The sequence below is a fragment of the Nocardia rhizosphaerae genome (assembly GCF_042650365.1).
Classification (GTDB): domain Bacteria; phylum Actinomycetota; class Actinomycetes; order Mycobacteriales; family Mycobacteriaceae; genus Nocardia; species Nocardia rhizosphaerae.
On record NZ_JBHSBA010000003.1, the window covers coordinates 1,624,995 to 1,644,840 of the forward strand.

The 19,846-nt window shown below is 67.6% G+C and carries 20 protein-coding genes; all 20 read left to right on the forward strand.

What is annotated here, in order from left to right:
* The coding region (locus ACFOW8_RS09250; protein WP_378548321.1) for a pyridoxal-phosphate dependent enzyme at positions 1-571 on the forward strand (571 nt) is incomplete at its 5' end.
* Between the two features lie 25 nt (positions 572-596).
* Complete coding sequence (gene thrB / locus ACFOW8_RS09255; RefSeq protein ID WP_378548324.1) at positions 597-1,523, forward strand: homoserine kinase; 927 nt, start codon at positions 597-599, stop codon at positions 1,521-1,523.
* A gap of 433 nt (positions 1,524-1,956) precedes the next feature.
* Complete coding sequence (rho, locus tag ACFOW8_RS09260) at positions 1,957-3,882, forward strand: transcription termination factor Rho (protein ID WP_378548327.1); 1,926 nt, start codon at positions 1,957-1,959, stop codon at positions 3,880-3,882.
* Between the two features lie 268 nt (positions 3,883-4,150).
* Positions 4,151-4,381 carry a 50S ribosomal protein L31 gene (gene rpmE / locus ACFOW8_RS09265; protein WP_022567395.1) on the forward strand — a complete coding sequence of 77 codons (231 nt, stop codon included), beginning with the start codon at positions 4,151-4,153 and terminating at the stop codon, positions 4,379-4,381.
* Positions 4,382-4,505: 124 nt separating this feature from the next.
* The gene (prfA, locus tag ACFOW8_RS09270; RefSeq protein ID WP_378548332.1) at positions 4,506-5,585 is read left to right on the forward strand and encodes a peptide chain release factor 1; all 1,080 of its coding nucleotides are present in this window, start codon (positions 4,506-4,508) and stop codon (positions 5,583-5,585) included.
* Between the two features lie 268 nt (positions 5,586-5,853).
* Complete coding sequence (gene prmC / locus ACFOW8_RS09275) at positions 5,854-6,735, forward strand: peptide chain release factor N(5)-glutamine methyltransferase (RefSeq protein WP_378548607.1); 882 nt, start codon at positions 5,854-5,856, stop codon at positions 6,733-6,735.
* 502 nt (positions 6,736-7,237) lie between these two features.
* Complete coding sequence (locus ACFOW8_RS09280) at positions 7,238-7,903, forward strand: L-threonylcarbamoyladenylate synthase (RefSeq protein ID WP_378548335.1); 666 nt, start codon at positions 7,238-7,240, stop codon at positions 7,901-7,903.
* A gap of 13 nt (positions 7,904-7,916) precedes the next feature.
* Positions 7,917-9,047 carry a glycosyltransferase family 4 protein gene (locus ACFOW8_RS09285; protein ID WP_378548338.1) on the forward strand — a complete coding sequence of 377 codons (1,131 nt, stop codon included), beginning with the start codon at positions 7,917-7,919 and terminating at the stop codon, positions 9,045-9,047.
* An 18-nt stretch (positions 9,048-9,065) separates the two neighbouring features.
* On the forward strand, positions 9,066-9,533 hold the full coding sequence (locus ACFOW8_RS09290) for a hypothetical protein (RefSeq protein WP_378548341.1): 468 nt from the start codon (positions 9,066-9,068) through the stop codon (positions 9,531-9,533).
* 288 nt (positions 9,534-9,821) lie between these two features.
* A complete protein-coding gene (gene atpB / locus ACFOW8_RS09295; protein WP_378548344.1) occupies positions 9,822-10,673 on the forward strand; it encodes a F0F1 ATP synthase subunit A in 852 nt (283 codons plus the stop codon).
* 80 nt (positions 10,674-10,753) lie between these two features.
* Complete coding sequence (locus ACFOW8_RS09300) at positions 10,754-11,002, forward strand: ATP synthase F0 subunit C (protein ID WP_378548347.1); 249 nt, start codon at positions 10,754-10,756, stop codon at positions 11,000-11,002.
* 5 nt (positions 11,003-11,007) lie between these two features.
* Positions 11,008-11,565 carry a F0F1 ATP synthase subunit B gene (locus ACFOW8_RS09305; RefSeq protein WP_378548350.1) on the forward strand — a complete coding sequence of 186 codons (558 nt, stop codon included), beginning with the start codon at positions 11,008-11,010 and terminating at the stop codon, positions 11,563-11,565.
* A gap of 19 nt (positions 11,566-11,584) precedes the next feature.
* Complete coding sequence (locus ACFOW8_RS09310) at positions 11,585-12,397, forward strand: F0F1 ATP synthase subunit delta (protein ID WP_378548353.1); 813 nt, start codon at positions 11,585-11,587, stop codon at positions 12,395-12,397.
* Between the two features lie 68 nt (positions 12,398-12,465).
* Positions 12,466-14,106, forward strand: a complete 1,641-nt coding sequence (gene atpA / locus ACFOW8_RS09315; RefSeq protein WP_378548356.1) for a F0F1 ATP synthase subunit alpha — start codon at positions 12,466-12,468, stop codon at positions 14,104-14,106.
* 61 nt (positions 14,107-14,167) lie between these two features.
* Positions 14,168-15,139 (forward strand): F0F1 ATP synthase subunit gamma, encoded by a 972-nt coding sequence (locus ACFOW8_RS09320; RefSeq protein WP_378548359.1) that lies wholly within the window; start codon positions 14,168-14,170, stop codon positions 15,137-15,139.
* 24 nt (positions 15,140-15,163) lie between these two features.
* Positions 15,164-16,612, forward strand: coding sequence for a F0F1 ATP synthase subunit beta (gene atpD, locus ACFOW8_RS09325; protein ID WP_378548362.1), 1,449 nt, complete (start codon positions 15,164-15,166; stop codon positions 16,610-16,612).
* A gap of 6 nt (positions 16,613-16,618) precedes the next feature.
* Positions 16,619-16,996 (forward strand): F0F1 ATP synthase subunit epsilon, encoded by a 378-nt coding sequence (locus tag ACFOW8_RS09330; protein WP_378548365.1) that lies wholly within the window; start codon positions 16,619-16,621, stop codon positions 16,994-16,996.
* Positions 16,997-17,171: 175 nt separating this feature from the next.
* Positions 17,172-17,600 (forward strand): DUF2550 domain-containing protein, encoded by a 429-nt coding sequence (locus tag ACFOW8_RS09335; RefSeq protein ID WP_378548610.1) that lies wholly within the window; start codon positions 17,172-17,174, stop codon positions 17,598-17,600.
* Complete coding sequence (locus tag ACFOW8_RS09340) at positions 17,597-18,175, forward strand: cob(I)yrinic acid a,c-diamide adenosyltransferase (protein WP_378548368.1); 579 nt, start codon at positions 17,597-17,599, stop codon at positions 18,173-18,175. The genes ACFOW8_RS09335 and ACFOW8_RS09340 overlap by 4 nt, the downstream gene beginning before the upstream one ends.
* 78 nt (positions 18,176-18,253) lie before the next feature.
* Entirely contained in the window at positions 18,254-19,534 is a 1,281-nt protein-coding gene (gene murA, locus ACFOW8_RS09345) for a UDP-N-acetylglucosamine 1-carboxyvinyltransferase (protein ID WP_378548371.1), read from the forward strand.
* The last annotated feature ends 312 nt before the right edge of the window (positions 19,535-19,846 follow it).

The following is a 19,846-nucleotide window of genomic DNA, read 5'->3' on the forward strand; positions in this document are numbered from 1 at the left end:
GGGGCAGAAGACCGCGTCGTTCGAGATCTGCGATGTGCTGGGCAAGGCGCCGGATGTGCATGTGCTGCCGGTCGGCAATGCGGGCAACATCACTGCCTACTGGCGTGGTTACCGCGAATACCACGCCGATGGCATCACCTCGGTGTTGCCGCGGATGCTCGGTGTGCAGGCCGCTGGTGCGGCGCCGCTGGTCAGCGGGGCGCCGGTGAAGGACCCGGAGACTGTCGCGACCGCGATCAGGATCGGTGCGCCGGCGTCGTGGAACGGGGCGATGGAGGCCAAGGAGCAGTCCGGTGGCGCGTTCCGCGCGGCCACTGACGAGGAGATCCTGGCCGCGTACCGGCTGGTCGCGGCGACCGAGGGCGTGTTCGTCGAGCCCGCGTCGGCCGCGAGCGTGGCCGGTCTGCTGGCTGCTCGTGCTGAGGGTTGGCTGGATTCGGGCCTGACCGTGGTGTGCACCGTGACCGGTAACGGTCTCAAGGACCCGGACAACGCGTTGGCCGGGATGCCCGAGGTTACGCCGATCGCTGTCGACCCGGTGGCTGTCGCGCACGAACTCGAGCTGGCCTGAGTTGAGCGCGCGCGAGAGCAGGCTGATGACAGCGACCCTGCCCGCCGGTCTGGAAGTGACCGTGCGCGTTCCCGCCTCCACGGCCAATCTCGGCCCCGGATTCGATTGCCTCGGAATGGCATTGGGGCTGTACGACGAGATCGAGGTGCGTACCACCGAATCGGGTCTCGACATCCGGGTGGAGGGTGAGGGCGCCGACGATGTGCCCTGGGGCCCAACGCATCTGGTGGTGCGTGCGATCGAGCGCGGGCTCGAAGCGCTCGGGGTCTGGGCCGACGGGCTCGAGGTGGTGTGCCGCAACGTGATTCCGCACTCGCGCGGACTCGGCTCCAGCGCCTCGGCCGTGGTCGGCGGGCTGGCCGCCGGTGCGGGGCTCGCCGCGAAGTTCGATCCCGACCTGCGCCTCGACCCCGACCGGCTGGTCCAGCTGGCCTCGGAGTTCGAGGGCCACCCCGACAACGCCGCCGCCAGCGTGCTCGGCGGAATCGTGGTGTCGTGGACCGAAACCGATGCCGATGCCACCCGCGCCTACCGGGCGGTGCGGCTGCGGCCCGCCGCGGCGCTGCGCCCGGTGGTGCTGATTCCGCAGGAACGCTCGTCCACGGCGCACACCAGGGGGCTGCTGCCCGAGCAGGTGCCGCACGGCGACGCCGCGTTCAATGTCAGCAGGGCCGCACTGGCCGTCGTCGCGCTCACCGAGCGGCCCGATCTGCTGCTGCCCGCCACCGCGGACAAGCTGCACCAGACCCAGCGTGCCCCCGCGCTACCGCTCACCACGGCCTGGATCGAGCGGCTGCGCGCGGCGGGAATCGCGGCGACGGTATCGGGCGCAGGCCCGACCGTGCTGGCGCTCGCAACCGGAGATTTCCCTGATGACCTGCGCAAACAGGCGGAATCCGACGGGCTGCGTGTGGTCGAACCCGGCATCGCGGACGGCGTCGTCATCGACTGACGGCGTGCCTGCCTTGCCGTTGATCACAATGGGCAGCTATCCTGGGCTTGTCCGTACATCGTGCGCATCAGACGCCGGTGCTTCATCAGGGCAATCGCTCCAGCAGGCTCCAGGCTCGAGCCTCCACACCATGGGGGTGCTGCGACGCCGAGAAGCCGCGAAACTGGAATGATCTCTCCTCACCACTGTCTTCTGGTGGCGAAGCCTCCGGTCCGGCGGGGCGGGTAGTACGGCACAGGCGTCCGTCTGGACGCATAATCCGAGCTCGGCACACGTTGCCGGGTCTGCGGAACGAACCCTCGATTCAGCACACGGCATTCGAGGGAAGGAAAGGATTTCCGTGACAGATACGGACCTGCTCGCGACACCCGGGGTGGAATCCAACCCTACGAACTCGGGCGGCCGCGAAAGTGAATCCGGACAGATTTCGAAAATGAGCGAACACACCGACGTCGCACGATCGGGGCTGACTGGAATGCTGTTGCCGCAGTTGCGCGCACTGGCGGGGGAGCTCGGTATCCGAGGCACCTCCGGGATGCGCAAGGGCGATCTCATCGCCGCCATCAAGGAGAATCAGGCCGGAGCGCCCGCGAAGACGGGTAAGTCCACCGAGGCCGCCGCCGTGGCGGCCGATGCGCCGGCGAAGTCGGCTCCCGCCAAGACCGAGGCGCCCGCGAAGGCCGACAAGCAGGCCAAGGCGGAGAAGGCCGCGCCCGCGGAGAAGCCGCCGGTCGAGCAGCCCGCCGCCGAGTCCAAGCCCGCCGAGTCCAAGCCCGCCGAGTCGAAGCCCATCGAGGCCAAGACCGAGCAGGCCGAGTCCAAGCCCGCCGCCGAGCAGACCGAGGAATCCGGTCGCGAGGGCGGTCAGCGTGGTCGTGGCAGGCAGCGCCGTGGTCGTGACCAGGCCCGTTCCGGTGGTGGCGAGAACACCCAGACCGAGAACCGGACCGAGGACACCAAGCAGGCCGACAAGGCCGACGGTGGCGAGCAGAGCGAGCGCAGGCGCGAGCGTGGCGACCGCGGCGACCGCAACCAGAACCAGAACGGCAACAACGGTGGTGGCCGCGGCGCGCGCGACGACCGTGGTGGCGACGACGAGGAAGGCGGCCGCGGTCGCCGGGGTCGCCGGTTCCGTGAGCGCCGTCGTGGCCGCGACCGCGACGGTGGCGCCGGTGGTGGCGGCGAGGCCCGCGACTTCGAGATCCGCGAGGACGACGTCCTGCAGCCGGTCGCAGGCATCCTGGACGTGCTCGACAACTACGCGTTCGTGCGGACCTCCGGCTACCTGGCCGGCCCGAACGACGTGTACGTCTCGATGAACCTGGTTCGCAAGAACGGCCTGCGCCGCGGTGACGCCATCACCGGTGCCGTGCGTGCCCCGCGCGACGGCGAGCAGAGCAACCAGCGCCAGAAGTTCGACCCGCTGGTCCGGCTCGACACCGTCAACGGCGGCGACGTGGAGGCGGCCAAGCGCCGTCCCGACTTCCAGAAGCTCACCCCGCTGTACCCGAACCAGCGGCTGCGCCTGGAGACCGCCCAGAACAAGCTGACGACCCGCGTGATCGACCTGATCATGCCGATCGGCAAGGGCCAGCGCGCGCTGATCGTGTCCCCGCCCAAGGCGGGCAAGACCACGATCATGCAGGACATCGCCAACGCGATCGCGACCAACAACCCTGAGTGCTACCTGATGGTGGTGCTGGTCGACGAGCGTCCCGAAGAGGTCACCGACATGCAGCGTTCGGTGAAGGGTGAGGTCATCGCCTCCACCTTCGACCGGCCGCCTGCCGATCACACCTCGGTCGCCGAACTCGCCATCGAGCGGGCCAAGCGGCTGGTGGAGATGGGCAAGGACGTGGTGGTGTTGCTCGACTCGATCACCCGATTGGGCCGCGCGTACAACAACTCCTCGCCCGCGTCGGGCCGTATCCTCTCCGGTGGTGTCGACTCGACCGCGCTGTACCCGCCCAAGCGGTTCCTCGGCGCGGCGCGCAACATCGAGAACGGTGGCTCGCTCACCATCATCGCCACCGCGATGGTGGAGACCGGTTCCACCGGCGACACGGTGATCTTCGAGGAGTTCAAGGGCACCGGCAACGCCGAGCTCAAGCTCGATCGCAAGATCGCCGAGCGGCGCGTGTTCCCCGCCGTCGACATCAACCCGTCCAGCACCCGCCACGACGAGCTGCTGATGTCGCCCGACGAGATGGCGGTCGTGCACAAGCTGCGGCGCGTGCTGTCCGGTCTGGACTCGCACCAGGCGATCGATCTGCTGATGGATCGGCTCAGGAAGTCGAAGAACAACCTCGAGTTCCTGATGACGGTCTCCAAGACCGCCCCGGGCGCGCTCGAGGATTAATTCACCACCTGGGATCGTTGATTCCGCAAGGAGCCCTCCAACTCGGCCCACACCGGGCCGACCTCGAGGAGGTCCCGGACTGCGGAGCAGTCGGTCGCGGCCCTTCGGCGAGACACCAGGGGGCCGCGACTCGAGCGCGCCAGCGCTCCATATACACTGTTCCGCTGTGTGTCTGCGGCTCCGCAGACATCCCGCCTAGTCGGTTCCGGTTCACGCATTCCGCGCTCCAGCGGCATGCGACCCGGCGACCATTATCGAGAGGACGCCCATGAAGGCAGGAATCCACCCCACGTATGTCGACACCACCGTCGTGTGTGGTTGCGGCAACACCTTCCAGACTCGCTCCACCAAGGAGTCCGGCCAGATCACGGTCGAGGTCTGCTCGCAGTGTCACCCGTTCTACACCGGCAAGCAGAAGATCCTCGACACCGGCGGCCGTGTGGCTCGCTTCGAGGCTCGCTACGGCAAGCGCGCTGGCAAGAAGGCCGACGCCTCCTAGTTGCCCCCTCCGACGCCCGGCTCTGCTCAGCAGGCCGGGCGTCACCTTTTGGCGGCGCGGGCGCCGCGGGGTCCTTCGGCCTGGGAAAGACTTCTCGGCCTCTACTTTGTAGGAGTTCACGGCAATGGCCGAACAGACTGCACCTTCTGCTATCGACGATATTCTCGCCGAGTATCAGGGGTTGGAGACGCAGCTGGCCGATCCGTCGTTGCACAACGACGCCGGTGCCGCGCGTCGGGTCGGCAAGCGGTTCGCCGAGCTGGCGCCGGTGATGACCACCTACCGCAAGCTGGAGTCGGTGCGCGATGACCTCGAGGCCGCGCGGGAGCTGGCCGCCGACGACGCGGCCTTCGCCGCCGAGGTACCGGGGCTGGAGGCGCAGCTGGCCGAGCTGGAACAGCAGCTGGCCGATCTGCTCGCCCCGCGCGACCCGCACGACGGCGACGATGTGGTGCTCGAGGTGAAGTCCGGGGAGGGCGGCGAGGAGTCGGCGCTGTTCGCCGCCGACCTGGCCCGCATGTACATCCGCTACGCCGAACGGCACGGCTGGAAGGTGGAGACGCTCGACGTCACCTATTCCGACCTGGGCGGCTACAAGGACGCGACGCTGTCGATCAAGAGCCGCGACGCCGCCCGCGACGGAGTGTGGTCGCGCTTCAAGTTCGAGGGTGGGGTGCACCGGGTGCAGCGGGTGCCGGTGACCGAGTCGCAGGGCCGCATCCACACCTCGGCCGCGGGCGTGCTGATCTACCCGGAGCCCGACGAGGTCGAGCAGGTGCAGATCGACGAGACCGATCTGCGCATCGATGTCTACCGCTCCTCAGGCAAGGGCGGTCAGGGTGTGAACACCACCGACTCGGCGGTCCGCATCACCCACCTGCCCTCGGGCATCGTGGTGACCTGCCAGAACGAGCGTTCCCAGCTGCAGAACAAGGCGCGCGCCATGCAGGTGCTCGCGGCCAGGTTGCAGGCGCTGGCCGAGGAACAGGCCGAGCAGGAGGCCGCCGCGGGCCGGGCCAGCCAGATCCGCACGGTCGACCGCTCCGAACGCATCCGCACCTACAACTTCCCGGAGAACCGGATCGCCGATCACCGCATCGGCTTCAAGGCGCACAACCTCGATGCGGTCCTCGACGGCGACATGGACGCGCTGCTCGACGCGCTCGGCAAGGCCGACCGCGACGCGCGGATGGCGGCCGAATAACGGTGCGGTCCGGCCGTCTGCCGCTCGGTATGACGTCGGTCCTGGTCTGCCGCCGCCGACCTCCCGCGGAGGCGCGCGGTGGCCCCGCCGGACTTCGCGATGTGCGGCCGTGGCCGCGCCGGAGCGAGGTGACGGCACCGCGGTCGGGGGAGCAGCTCTCCGGCGGACCGCAGCCGGCGGTGGGGGTCGACGCCCAGCGCGTATCCGGGGTTCCGCCCGATGCGGCGTTCGGTCGGCGGCCGATGGTGTGGCGAGGAGGAGCACGATGATCGAACGGGTACGCCTGCGGCCGCTGGTGGTCGCCGCGGCGGAGCGGCTGGCGGCGGTCGGCGTCGCCTCGCCGCTGTCGGACGCCGAGCAGTTGGCGGCGCACGTGCTCGGTGTCGACCGGATGCGGCTGGCGCTGCATCCGCTGGTCGAGCCTGCCGAGGCAGCCCGCTTCGACGACCTGGTCGCGGCACGGGCCGCCCGGATTCCCTTGCAGCATTTGACCGGAACCGCCGCCATGGGCGAGATCGACCTCGCCGTCGGGCCCGGTGTGTTCATCCCTCGGCCGGAAACCGAGCTGTTGTTCGCCTGGGCACTGGCCCGGCTGGAAGCCCTGCCGCACGACCATGAGCCGGTGGTGGTCGACCTTTGCACCGGCTCCGGCGCGCTGGCGCTGGCCATCGCGCACGCCCGCCCCGACGCGCGGGTGCACGCCGTGGAACTCGATCCCGCCGCGCTGGCCTGGGCTCGCCGCAATGCCGATGCCCGGATCGCCGACGGCGACACCCCGATCACCCTGCACGCCGACGACGTCACCGATCCCACCCTGCTGGCCGAGCTGTCCGGCCGTGTCGACGTGGTGGTGTCGAACCCGCCCTACATCCCGGAGTCCGCTGTGCTCGATCCCGAGGTCGCCGACCACGACCCGCACCGCGCGCTGTTCGGCGGCTCCGACGGCCTGGACGTGATCCGGGTGATGGTGCCCACCATCGCCCGCCTGCTCCGTCCCGGCGGGGCGACCGCGATCGAACACGACGACAGCAACGGTGGGGGAGTGGCGGCCTTGCTCGCGGCCGCCGGGCTGGTCGATATCGTCGAGCACCCCGATCTCGCAGGCAAACCCCGCTTCGTCGTCGCCGCCACCCCACCCGCCGCTCGCTGACCCGGTGCCAGCGCGGTCGCCCTGTCCGGCTGTCGCGCGGCGTGGTCGGCTCGGCCACCGCCACCTGGTCGCCGCGTCGTCTTGGTGTCCGGTCGGCGGGACAGGCGTCAACGGGTCGTCGGCCGGGCGGTGTCCGGTGGACTGCCGGCCGCAGCGGCCGCTGTCCCGGCAGTCGTTGAGCGAACCTCGTCGTCGACGATCCGTCCCGGTGGCGGCGCGAGCCGATCGGTGACCGGTGGAAATGAGCGTCGATTGTCACGAGGCAGCAAATCGGGAGCATCCGGGGTCCGCGGTGGGTGATGCCAGGCCAGGGGCGCTGCCGCCAGATGCCGGAAACTGCCCTGCGTCCCCGGGAGCTAGACTCTTGCCGCACACCCAAGACCGGCAAGAATCGGGGAACCTCGACGGGTTGCCGCAACCCTGTCCCGAGTAGGCCTGGGGCGGCGGAAGAACGTCGCCCACCCGAAGACCGGCAGAAACCGCGGGAAGGCGAAGACTGAGCGTGAGTACCGTCTACGACTGTGCCGAGCAAGCGTCCAGGGCCGCCGGGCTCACCGCCGCCACCAGCGCGCTGAAGTCCGGCCGGCTGGTCGTGATGCCGACCGACACGCTGTACGGCCTCGCGGCCGACGCGTTCGATTCCGAGGCGGTGGCCGCGTTGCTGGCCGCCAAGCGACGTGGCCGGGACATGCCCGTCCCCGTGCTGGTCGGGTCGTGGCACACCATCGACGGCCTCGTGTTCTCCGTTCGCCCGCAGGCCCGCGAGCTGATCCGCGCGTTCTGGCCCGGTGCGCTGAGCCTGGTCGTGCAGGCCGCGCCGTCGCTGGCGTGGGACCTCGGCGACACCCGTGGCACGGTGATGCTGCGGATGCCGCTGCATCCGGTGGCCCTGGAATTGCTGCGTGAGGTCGGCCCGCTCGCCGTCTCCAGCGCGAACGTGTCGGGTCAGCCGCCTGCCAGCACCGTCGAACAGGCGCGCGAGCAGCTGGGTTCCCTGGCGAGTGTGTATCTCGACGGCGGGCCCGCGGCGCACGCGGTCGCGTCGACGATCGTCGATCTCACCGCGGATCAGCCGCGGATTCTGCGGGAAGGCGCGGTCTCGGCCGCGGAGATCGCCGAGGTGCTCGGCATGGCGCCCGACGCGCTGACCAGCCCCGCGCAGCGGTGATCGCACGCATCCGATGAGCACGGTAGTCCCCCTGCGCGAGCTCGTTCTCGTGCTGCTCGTCTCTGCCACCGCGACCTTCCTCGCCACCGGCGGGGTCCGGATTCTCGCCGTCTCCTTCGGCGCGGTCGCGGTCCCGCGCGAACGCGATGTACACGTGCAGCCGATTCCCCGGATGGGTGGCGGCGGCATGTATCTGGGTGTGGTCGCGGCAGTGCTGTTCGCGCACCAGTTGCCCGCGCTGCGCCGCGGATTCGACTACGCGCCCGATATACCGGCCGTGCTGGTCGCGGCGACGATCATCGTGCTGGTCGGCATCGTCGACGATCGGTGGGGCCTGGACGCGCTCACCAAGTTCGTCGGCCAGGTCACCGCGGCGGGCGTGATGGCCCTGATGGGACTGAGCTGGTACGTCATCTACGACCCGTTCAACGACACCACCGTGGTGCTGGATCAATTGCAGGGCGGCCTGGTGACCGTCGGTATCACCGTCACCCTGGTGAACGCGATGAACTTCGTCGACGGTCTCGACGGGCTCGCGGCAGGCCTCGGTTTGATCTGCGCCGGCGCGGTTTTCGTGTTCTCCGTGGGATTGCTGTTCGACCAGGGCGGCTCGGTGGACACCTATCCCCCCGCGTTGCTCGCCGCCGCGCTGGCGGGCGCCTGCCTGGGATTTCTGCCACACAATTTCCAGCCTGCCCGAATATTCATGGGTGACACCGGCTCGATGCTGATCGGTTTGATGCTGGCCGCGGTTTCCACCGGCGCCTCCGGCCGAATTCCGCTGCAGGGCTACGGGCCGCGCGACATCGTCGGCCTGCTCTCGCCGCTGTTGCTGGTCGGCGCGGTGATGTTCATTCCGGTCCTGGATCTGCTGCTGGCGATCGTGCGCCGTGTGCGCGCGGGCGTGAGTTTCTCCACACCGGACAAAATGCATCTGCACCATCGTTTGCTGCAGATCGGGCATTCGCACCGGCGCGTGGTGTTGCTGATCTATTTGTGGGTCGGGGTACTCGCGTTCGGCGCGGTGGGAACGTCGCTGATGGACCGCAGGATCGTGGTGTTGCTGGTGGCCGGTGGCCTGGTGTTCGCGCTGGTAGTGACCGCGATCCCGTCGATGCGCCGGGCGGAGTCGGCCAACAGCTGAATACGGCGAGAAGGTAAAGTGCGGCCCGTGAGCTTTACACCGGAAACCGTGCCAGGCCCCGACGCTCCGCTCCGCGCCGCACTGCGCTACGGCCTGATCGGCCTCGGCGTCCTCGTGGTCGTCGCGGTGGTGATCGCCACCGCGGTCGCCGGGATGCCCGGGCTGTGGGGGGCGCTGCTCGGTGCCGCCATCGGCGGTGGGTTCATCCTCACCACGGTGGTCTCGGTGCTGCTCGGCGCGAAGCTGCCGCCGAGTACCGCGGGCCTGGTCCTGCTGGTCAGCTGGGTCGGCAAGCTGCTGGTCGCGCTGCTGGTCATCGCGGTGCTCAACCAGTTCGACTTCTACAGCAGGCCCGCGCTGTTCTTCACCGTGGTGGGCGCTCTGCTGATCGTTCTCGGTGCCGAGACGTATGGCGTTGTGAGCCAGAAGGTTCCGTACGTCACGACACGCGCGGGTGACGACGAAACGGCGTCCGAGCAGGAATAATCCCACCCAGCTACGCACTGTCGTAGATAGCTTGGTAAAGTCTTGGTAAGCAAGCACCCAAGCTAGGGGCGCGGCCCAGACCAACACAGGGCTTTGCCTCGGGTTACCAGGGGGGATCGCCGAGATCCCGCCCGGTGCCGCTATGCTTACTGCCGATCCGGGTGGAATGTGCCCGGTTGAAGCATGTCGACGATGTCGCCGACACCCGCTCAGCAGCGGTTCCGGTTACACACCGGACAAGTGGCTGACGAATTTCGAGCCGACCTGAGTCGACCCCATTGATCGTCAATGTCCGATCGAACCGCGGGATTGACCGTACCCGCGGCCCGAACACGGGAGAGAACGCTGAGCGTCACCACTTTGGCGGCAGGCGAGTTTCACGCGCCATCGCTGTCCGACTTCTTCCCCCCAGCGGTGCTGTTCGCGGGTACGCCGTTCGAACTCGATCGCTTGATGCTGGTTCGGCTGCTGATGACCGCCGTTCTGGTGATCGTCTTCGTGCTGGCTTTCCGCTCGCCGAAGATCGTCCCGCGCGGCCTGCAGAATGTGATGGAGACCGGCGTGGTCTTCGTCAAGGAGCAGATCGCCGACGAGGTACTCGGCAAGGAATCCGGCAAGAAGTTCCTCCCGCTGATCGCGACGATCTTCTTCACGGTTCTCTTTCTGAACTTCTCCGGTGTGATTCCAGGATTGAACATCTCCTCGAATGCGCGCATCGGCATGCCGCTGGTGCTGGCCGCGATCGTCTACATCGCCTACAACTACGTCGGCATCCGGAAGTACGGCTTCTTCTCCTACATCCGGCACAGCATCGTCGTCCCCGACGTGCCGATCGCGCTGCACGTGCTGCTGATCCCGATCGAGTTCATCTCGACCTTCATCCTGCGCCCGTTCACGCTGACCGTCCGACTCATGGCCAACATGCTCGCCGGTCACATCATGCTGGTGCTGTTCTTCAGCGCGACCTGGTTCTTCCTGTTCGACGCCACCGCGTGGATGAAAGTCTTCTCGCCGTTCTCGCTGCTGGCTGGTATCGGCTTCACGCTGTTCGAGCTGCTGGTCATCTTCCTGCAGGCCTACGTTTTCGCGCTGCTGACCGCGGTCTACATCTCGCAGTCGCAGCACGCTGCCGACCACTGACCTGACTGAAACCACTACTACCGCCAAACCTGCTACACACGCCGACCGGCGGGTGAGCAACAGAAAGGGAAAGAAGACTCATGAGCCTCGCTTACCTGGCCCAGGAAGCCGCGACCACCGAGAGCACCTTCACCGGCTTCGGCGCCATCGGCTACGGCCTCGCTGCGATCGGCCCCGGCATCGGCGTCGGCATCGTCGTCGGTAAGGCCATCGAGGGCATCGCGCGTCAGCCCGAGCTGTCCGGCCAGATCCGTACCAACATGTTCCTCGGTATCGCGTTCACCGAGGCCCTCGCGCTGATCGGCCTCGTCGCCGGCTTCATCTTCTGATTCCGATGCGCGAAATCATCACACTCGCTGCTGAAGGGGGAGAGGATGTGAATCCTCTCGTCCCCGCAACGTACGACATCGTCTGGTCGATCGTCTGTGTCATCGTCATCGGCGTCCTTTTCTGGAAGTACGTGATCCCACGTGTGACCAAGGTCCTCGAAGAACGAACCGACAAGATCGAAGGCGGTATCGCCAGGGCCGAAGCAGCCCAGGCGGAGGCACAGCAGACGCTGCAGCAGTACCAGCAGCAGCTCGCCGACGCCCGGCTCGAGGCCGCACGTATCCGCGAGGATGCGCGCACCCAGGGTCAGCAGATCCTCGCGCAGATGCGCCAGGACGCCCAGGCCGAGAGCGATCGCATCATCGCTGCCGGTCACTCCCAGCTGGAAGCCCAGCGCCAGCAGATCCTGACCGAGCTGCGTTCCGAGGTCGGCGTCACCGCCGTCAGCCTGGCCGAGAAGATCATCGGCCAGTCGGTTTCGGACGAAGCCAAGCAGGCGGCGTCGATCGACAAGTTCCTCAGCGAACTCGACGACACCGACGCCATCGGGGTCGGAAGGTAACGACGCGAAAGTGAGAAGCATGTACGCAGCGAGCCGCGAGGCCAGCTCCCGGTCTCGCGAGGCGCTTCGGGCCGCTCTGACCGGAAGCGAAACTGTTGCGGCCACGACGGGGTCGGAACTGTTCGCCGTTGTCGCCGTGCTGGACGACCAGCGTTCGCTGCGTGTGGCGCTCGCGGACGTGTCGGTGCCGGGTTCGGCGCGCGCTGAACTCAGCGAGCGGATCTTCGGCGGCAAGGTCAGCGCTGCCACGCAGGCAGTGCTGACCACCGCGGTGGCCCAGGACTGGTCGCGCACCCGTGATCTGGTCGACACCCTGGTGCTGCTCGGGCAGGAAGCCCTGCTCGAGTCGGCGGCCGACGGTGGCAGGCTCGGCGCGGTGGAGGACGAGCTGTTCCGGCTCGGCCGGATCATCGCCGACAACCCGCAGCTGGAGCAGGCACTGTCCGATCAGGGCAAGCCCGCCTCGGCGCGGCGCGAGCTGATCGTGCGGCTGCTGACCGGCAAGGCCGAGCCGATCACGCTGACGCTGGCCGAGCAGGCGGTGACCCGACTGCGGACCAACAACATCGGCGTCGCCTTCGACGCCCTGTCCGATCTGGCGGCGGCCCGTCGTGACCAGATCGTCGCCCACGTGCACGCCGCGGTCGAGCTGACCGATCAGCAGAAGGAGAAGCTCTCGGCTTCCCTGCAGCGGATCTACGGCAAGGCGGTCACCGTGCACGTGCAGGTCGACCCGACGCTGCTGAGCGGCGTCGTCGTGCGCGTCGGAGACGACGTCATCGACGGCAGCGCCACCGGCCGACTGGAGAAGCTGCGCCGGGCACTGTCGTAAATCGACGCAAGCCCTGACGCCTCTTCCCAACCCCCGACATTCGAGACCACAGCGAGAGCAGGAACAACATGGCGGAGCTGACGATCTCCTCCGACGAGATCCGTAGCGCGATCGAGAGCTACACCCAGAGCTACACCCCGGAAACCTCCATCGAAGAAGTCGGCACCGTGACCGACACCGGCGACGGCATCGCGCATGTCAGCGGTCTGCCGTCGGCGATGGCCAACGAGCTGCTCGAGTTCCCGGGCGGCGTCCTGGGCGTCGCGCTGAACCTCGAGGACACCGAGATCGGCGCCGTCATCCTCGGCGAGTACGCCTCGCTCGAGGAGGGCCAGCAGGTCCGCCGCACCGGCGACGTGCTCTCCGTCCCCGTCGGTGACAAGTTCCTCGGTCGCGTGGTCAACCCGCTCGGCCAGGCGATCGACGGCCTCGGCGACATCGAAGCCGACGACCGCCGCGTGCTCGAGCTGCAGGCCGCGACGGTGCTGGAGCGCCAGCCGGTCGAGGAGCCGCTGGCCACCGGTATCACCGCGATCGACGCGCTGACCGCGATCGGCCGCGGCCAGCGTCAGCTGATCATCGGCGACCGCAAGACCGGCAAGACCGCCGTCGCCGTCGACGCGATCCTGAACCAGAAGGCGAACTGGGAGTCGGGCGACCCGACCAAGCAGGTCCGCTGCATCTACGTCGCGATCGGCCAGAAGGGCTCCACCATCGCGGGCGTCAAGACCGCGCTCGAGGAGCACGGCGCGATGGAGTACACCACCATCGTCGCGGCTCCCGCGTCGGATTCCGCCGGCTTCAAGTGGCTGGCCCCCTACACCGGTTCGGCCATCGGCCAGCACTGGATGTACCAGGGCAAGCACGTCCTGATCGTGTTCGACGACCTGACCAAGCAGGCCGAGGCCTACCGCGCCATCTCGCTGCTGCTGCGTCGTCCGCCGGGCCGCGAGGCGTACCCCGGTGACGTCTTCTACCTGCACTCCCGCCTGCTGGAGCGTTGCGCGAAGCTGTCCGATGAGATGGGCGGCGGCTCGATGACCGGTCTGCCGATCATCGAGACCAAGGCCAACGACGTCTCGGCGTTCATTCCGACCAACGTCATCTCCATCACCGACGGCCAGGTCTTCCTCGAGTCCGACCTGTTCAACAAGGGTGTCCGCCCGGCGATCAACGTCGGTACCTCGGTCTCCCGTGTCGGTGGCGCCGCCCAGACCAAGGCCATGAAGAAGGTCGCCGGTTCGCTGCGTCTGGAAATGGCCCAGTACCGCGAGCTCGAGGCGTTCTCCGCCTTCGCCTCCGACCTGGACGCCGCCTCGCTGGCCCAGCTCGAGCGCGGTGCCCGCTGGGTGGAGCTGCTCAAGCAGAACCAGTACTCCCCGGTCGCCGTCGAGGATCAGGTCGTCTCGATCTACCTGGTCGACGCCGGCTACTACGACTCGGTTCCGGTCGGCGACGTGCGTCGCTTCACCGCCGAGCTGCTCGAGCACCTGCACAGCGCGACCCAGTCGTCGTTCGACGCGCTCGAAGGCGGCCGCAAGCCGCTCGACGGCGAAGCCGCCGACGCCATCAAGGCCGAGACCGACAACTTCAAGCAGGGCTTCCTCGCCTCCGACGGCAGCCGCGTGGTGAACGAGGCCGCCGCGGGCGAGCTGGACCACGAAGAGGTCGAGTCGCTGTCGGTCACCCGCAAGCACGTCGAGAAGTAAGCCGGGTTCAACTGATGTCGGCAATTTCCGATCTGGCGAATGAAGGGAGTGTGACCCGCTAGTGGCTAGTTTGCGCGAATTGCGCTCCCGCATTCGTGGTGTGAATTCGATCAAGAAGATCACCAAGGCGCAGGAACTGATCGCGACCTCGCGAATCTCCAAGGCCCAAGCCAGGGTTGCGGCCGCCAAGCCGTACGCCGAGGAGATCACCAAGGTCCTCGGCGAGCTCGCGAGCGCGTCGAAGAACCTGGCGCACCCGCTGCTCAACGAGCGTCCGAACCCGAAGCGGGCCGCGGTGCTGGTGATCACCAGTGACAGCGGTATGTGTGGTGGCTACAACTCGAACGTGCTCAAGCGCGCCGAGGAGCTCATGACCACTCTGCGTGGCGACGGCAAGGAGCCGGTGCTGTACGTGATGGGCAACAAGGGCCTCACGTACTACAAGTTCCGCAACCGTCCGTTCGAGGCGTCCTGGACCGGCTTCTCGCAGCAGCCGAAGTACACCGATGCGTCGGCCGCGTGCGGCCACCTGGTCGAGGCGTTCATGGCCGGCTCCGGCAGCGAGGTCGCTTCGCTGGACGGCAAGGGCACCATCGAGGGCGTCGACGAACTGCACATCGTGTACACCAAGTTCGTCTCGATGCTGACGCAGACCCCGGAGGTGCGTCGCTTGGCGCCGATCCAGGTGAGCTTCGTCGACGAGAAGTTCGAGCTCGGCGAGGACATGATGACGGACTCGCCGAACGCGGTGGTCACGGCGCAGTACGAATTCGAGCCGGACGCCGATGTACTGCTTGGCGCATTGCTGCCCAAGTACATCAACACGCGTATCTACGCATCGTTGCTCGAGGCAGCGGCATCCGAGTCCGCGGCTCGGCGCACCGCAATGAAGGCGGCGACCGACAACGCCAACGAGCTGGCCAGTGTGCTCCAGCGCGAGGCGAACTCGGTGCGTCAGGCCCAGATCACGCAGGAAATCAGCGAAATCGTCGGCGGCGTGAACGCGCTGGCGTCGAGCTCGGACCGCGACTAGAAGCGCAGGAAGAGAACCAATCTAATGACCGCAGCTGTCACTCAGGACAACGCGAGTAAGGCAGGCGCAGCCGCCGGCCGCGTCGTCCGTGTCATCGGCCCCGTCGTGGACGTCGAGTTCCCGCGTGGCGCCATCCCCGAGCTGTTCAACGCTCTCAACGCCGACATCAAGCTGGCGTCGGTGGCCAAGACCCTGACCCTCGAGGTCGCCCAGCACCTCGGCGACAACATCGTGCGCACCATCTCGATGCAGCCGACCGACGGCCTGGTCCGTGGCGCGACCGTCATCGACTCGGGCAAGCCGATCTCGGTGCCCGTCGGTGACATCGTCAAGGGCCACGTGTTCAACGCCCTCGGCGACTGCCTCGACTCGCCCGGCCTCGGCCGCGACGGCGAGCAGTGGGGCATCCACCGCAAGCCCCCGAGCTTCGACCAGCTCGAGGGTAAGACCGAGATGCTCGAGACCGGCGTCAAGGTCATCGACCTGCTGACCCCGTACGTCAAGGGCGGCAAGATCGGTCTGTTCGGTGGTGCCGGTGTCGGCAAGACCGTGCTCATCCAGGAGATGATCACCCGTATCGCTCGCGAGTTCTCCGGCACCTCGGTGTTCGCCGGCGTCGGTGAGCGTACCCGTGAGGGCACCGACCTCCACCTGGAAATGGAAGAGATGGGCGTCCTCCAGGACACCGCCCTCGTCTTCGGCCAGATGGACGAGCCGCCGGGCACCCGTATGCGGGTGGCCCTGTCCGCGCTGACCATGGCGGAGTACTTCCGCGATGTCCAGCACCAGGACGTGCTGCTCTTCATCGACAACATCTTCCGTTTCACCCAGGCCGGTTCCGAGGTCTCGACCCTGCTGGGTCGTATGCCTTCGGCCGTGGGTTACCAGCCGACGCTGGCGGACGAGATGGGTGAGCTCCAGGAGCGCATCACCTCGACCCGTGGCCGCTCGATCACCTCGCTGCAGGCGATCTACGTCCCCGCCGACGACTACACCGACCCGGCGCCTGCGACCACCTTCGCCCACCTCGACGCGACGACCGAGCTCTCCCGCCCGATCTCGCAGAAGGGCATCTACCCGGCCGTCGACCCGCTGACCTCGACCTCGCGCATCCTCGAGGCCTCGATCGTCGGCGAGCGGCACTTCCGGGTGGCCAACGAGGTCAAGCGGATCCTGCAGAAGTACAAGGAACTGCAGGACATCATCGCCATCCTCGGTATGGACGAGCTCTCCGAAGAGGACAAGGTCCTCGTCGGTCGTGCCCGTCGCCTGGAGAAGTTCCTCGGCCAGAACTTCATCGTGGCCGAGAAGTTCACCGGTCAGCCGGGTTCGGTCGTGCCGCTGGAGCAGACCATCGACGACTTCGATCGCGTCTGCAAGGGCGAGTTCGACCACTTCCCGGAGCAGGCGTTCAACTCCTGCGGTGGTCTCGACGACGTCGAGGCGGCCGCCAAGAAGATCGCCGGGAAGTAGTCCACCATGGCGGAGATGACAGTTGATCTGGTCGCCGTCGAACGCAAGCTCTGGTCCGGCCAGGCTTCGTTCGTCAGCGCGCAGACCACCGAGGGGCAGATCGGCATCATGGCCGGCCACGAGCCGCTGCTCGGTCAGCTCGTCGAGGGCGGCACGGTGAGCATCGTGTCGACCGACGGCGAACGCATCGTCGCGGCGGTGCACGGCGGTTTCTTCTCGGTGACCGCCGACACCGTGCGGGTACTGGCCGAGTCCGCGGATCTCGCGGCGGAGGTCGACGTCGACGCGGCCCGCAAGGTGCTCGCCTCCGCGGAGGCCTCCGAGGTGGAGCTGCGGGTGGCGCAGGGCCAGGTGCGCGCGGTCGAGGCGATCGCGACGTCCTGAGTCGGGAAACGATTCCGACCACTGTCGGCGGCGAACTTCGGTTCGTCGCCGACAGTGGCGTTTTCGGCGGGATACCGGATCCCGCCGTTGCCGCCGTGTTCCCGCGTGATTGAATGGCGGCGAGGGTGTCTTCGGCATCCGTGGAGCGAAAGGGCGTACTGCATTGCAGACCGGGATGGTTCTCCTGATCATTCTGGTGCTGGCGCTCGTGTTCATCGCCGGAGCGTCGACCTATCGGTTGGTGATGCTGCGCCGGGGCGGCACGGCCGCGCTGCTGCGGGTATTGCCCGCGCGGGGTGGCCACGGCTGGCGGCATGGTCTCATCCGGTACGACGAGGACCGGCTCGTCTTCTTCAAACTGACCAGTCTCAAGCTCGGCCCCGATTCCACCGTGCACCGGCAGGGCCTCGAGATCGTCGAACGACGTGCGCCACAGGGCGACGAATTCGACATCATGAGTTCCGACATCGTGGTGGTAGCCGTCACCGATCCGCACAACAGCTTCGAGCTCGCGCTCGACCGCGGATCGATGGCGGCTTTTCTGTCCTGGATGGAGTCGCGGCCGTCCGACCGCGCCCGGCGTACGCGAGGAGGTCAGCCGTGAGCGTGCATTTGACCCGGATCTACACCCGCACCGGTGACGACGGAACGACCGGCCTCAGCGATTTCTCCCGTGTGCCCAAGACCGATCCGCGCCTGGTCGCCTACGCCGACTGTGACGAGGCCAATGCCGCGATCGGGGTGGCGGTTGCGCTCGGTGCGCCGGAGCCCGCGATCCTGGCCGTGCTGCGCCGGATCCAGAACGACCTGTTCGACGCGGGCGCTGATCTGTCCACCCCGATCGTCGCCGAGCCCAAGTACCCGCCGCTGCGGATCACCCAGCCCTATATCGACCGGCTGGAGGCCTGGTGCGACGAGTTCAACGACGGTCTGGCACCGCTGAATTCGTTCATCCTGCCCGGCGGCACGCCGTTGGCGGCACTGCTGCACACCGCACGCACCGTGGTCCGGCGCGCCGAACGCTCGGCCTGGGCCGCGGTCGAGGCGCATCCCGACGACACCGGCGTGCTGCCTGCCAAATACCTGAATCGCCTTTCCGACCTGCTGTTCATTCTCAGCCGGGTGACCAATCCCGAGGGGGATGTGCTGTGGCAGCCGGGTGGTCCCGGCGGGGAGTGAAAGCGATTCGCTACCGCGAGGTTCGGCCGGTTTGGCGTCGGGGGCGTGTCGCCGGGCAACGGTCGATAAGCTGGCGGGGTGAGCGAACGGTTTCTGGTCTCCGGCGGTAATCAGCTCGTCGGCGAAGTGGCGGTCGGCGGCGCGAAGAACAGCGTGCTGAAGCTGATGGCCGCCGCGTTGCTGGCCGAGGGCACGACCACCATCACCAACTGCCCGGACATCCTCGATGTCCCGCTGATGGCGGATGTACTGCGCGGTCTCGGCTGCGACGTGGCGATCTCCGACGACGAGGGCGGCGACCGGTCGGTCGTCACGATCGTGACGCCGCCCGAGCCGAAATATCACGCCGACTTCCCCGCGGTCACCCAGTTCCGCGCCTCGGTGTGCGTGCTCGGTCCACTGATGGCCCGGTGCAAGCGCGCGGTCGTCGCGCTGCCAGGCGGTGACGCGATCGGTTCGCGTCCGCTCGACATGCACCAGGCCGGGCTGCGCTTGCTCGGCGCGACCAGCGAGATCGAACACGGCTGCGTGGTCGCCCGTGCCGACGAGTTGCAGGGTGCGCGGATCCGCCTCGACTTCCCGTCGGTGGGCGCGACGGAGAACATCCTGATGGCCGCGGTCCTCGCCGAGGGCGAGACCGTCATCGACAACGCGGCCCGCGAGCCCGACATCGTCGACCTGTGCACCATGCTCACGCAGATGGGTGCGCGGATCTCCGGTGCCGGTTCCTCGGTCCTCACCGTGCAGGGCGTCAAGCGTCTGTCGCCGACCACGCACCGGGTGATCGGAGATCGCATCGTCGCCGCCACCTGGGGGATCGCGGCCGCGATGACCACCGGCGATGTGCGCGTCACGGGGATCAACCCGAAGCACCTCGCCCTGGTGTTGGACAAGCTGCGTGCCGCGGGCGCGCGGATTTCCTACGAGCCCAACGGTTTCCGGGTCGTTCAGCCGGAGCGTCCGCGCGCGGTGAACTTCGCGACTCTGCCGTTCCCCGGCTTCCCGACCGATCTGCAGCCGATGGCGATCGGCCTGGCCGCCATCGCCGACGGCACGTCGATGATCACCGAGAACGTCTTCGAAGCGAGGTTCCGTTTCGTGGAGGAGATGATCCGGCTCGGCGCCGACGCGCGCACCGACGGTCACCACGCCGTTGTCCGCGGTATTCCCAGGTTGTCCAGCGCGCCGGTCTGGTCGTCCGACATCCGTGCCGGCGCGGGCTTGGTACTCGCGGGTCTGGTCGCCGACGGCGTGACCGAGGTGCACGACGTGTACCACATCGACCGCGGGTACCCCCGGTTCGTCGAGCAGCTGCAAGCGCTCGGCGGTCGGGTCGAGCGGGTCGATACGCCGAAATAGCCGTGTTGACCAGGCGATTTGACTTCGCGTTCGGCGGTGCGTAACTTAGTTCGAGTCAGAGCGACACGGACACAGTCCGCCGAGCGCCTGATTGATCAGCTGGTCAGCCTCCTACCGAACTTGCTTCAATGGGAGTGCCTGCGCTAGCCTGGAACAGTTGCCTTGCCGAAGCCCCTCCGAAAGTTGCGGGTGGAGGTTTGTGCGTGTGTTCTTTGAGAACTCAATAGTGTGTCGATGAATGTCAGTGCCAATATTTGTATTGGTTCCGCTTCTCATACCCCCCGGTTGGGAAGTTGGACATTTTTGAACAAC

Coding starts and splice junctions, on each gene's coding strand:
- thrB (WP_378548324.1), top strand. CDS start 597: ATGACAGCGACCCTGCCCGCCGGTCTGGAAGTGACCGTGCGCGTTCCC.
- rho (WP_378548327.1), top strand. CDS start 1,957: ATGAGCGAACACACCGACGTCGCACGATCGGGGCTGACTGGAATGCTG.
- rpmE (WP_022567395.1), top strand. CDS start 4,151: ATGAAGGCAGGAATCCACCCCACGTATGTCGACACCACCGTCGTGTGT.
- prfA (WP_378548332.1), top strand. CDS start 4,506: ATGGCCGAACAGACTGCACCTTCTGCTATCGACGATATTCTCGCCGAG.
- ACFOW8_RS09285 (WP_378548338.1), top strand. CDS start 7,917: ATGAGCACGGTAGTCCCCCTGCGCGAGCTCGTTCTCGTGCTGCTCGTC.
- atpB (WP_378548344.1), top strand. CDS start 9,822: ATGTCCGATCGAACCGCGGGATTGACCGTACCCGCGGCCCGAACACGG.
- ACFOW8_RS09300 (WP_378548347.1), top strand. CDS start 10,754: ATGAGCCTCGCTTACCTGGCCCAGGAAGCCGCGACCACCGAGAGCACC.
- ACFOW8_RS09305 (WP_378548350.1), top strand. CDS start 11,008: ATGCGCGAAATCATCACACTCGCTGCTGAAGGGGGAGAGGATGTGAAT.
- ACFOW8_RS09310 (WP_378548353.1), top strand. CDS start 11,585: ATGTACGCAGCGAGCCGCGAGGCCAGCTCCCGGTCTCGCGAGGCGCTT.
- atpA (WP_378548356.1), top strand. CDS start 12,466: ATGGCGGAGCTGACGATCTCCTCCGACGAGATCCGTAGCGCGATCGAG.
- atpD (WP_378548362.1), top strand. CDS start 15,164: ATGACCGCAGCTGTCACTCAGGACAACGCGAGTAAGGCAGGCGCAGCC.
- ACFOW8_RS09330 (WP_378548365.1), top strand. CDS start 16,619: ATGGCGGAGATGACAGTTGATCTGGTCGCCGTCGAACGCAAGCTCTGG.
- ACFOW8_RS09335 (WP_378548610.1), top strand. CDS start 17,172: ATGGTTCTCCTGATCATTCTGGTGCTGGCGCTCGTGTTCATCGCCGGA.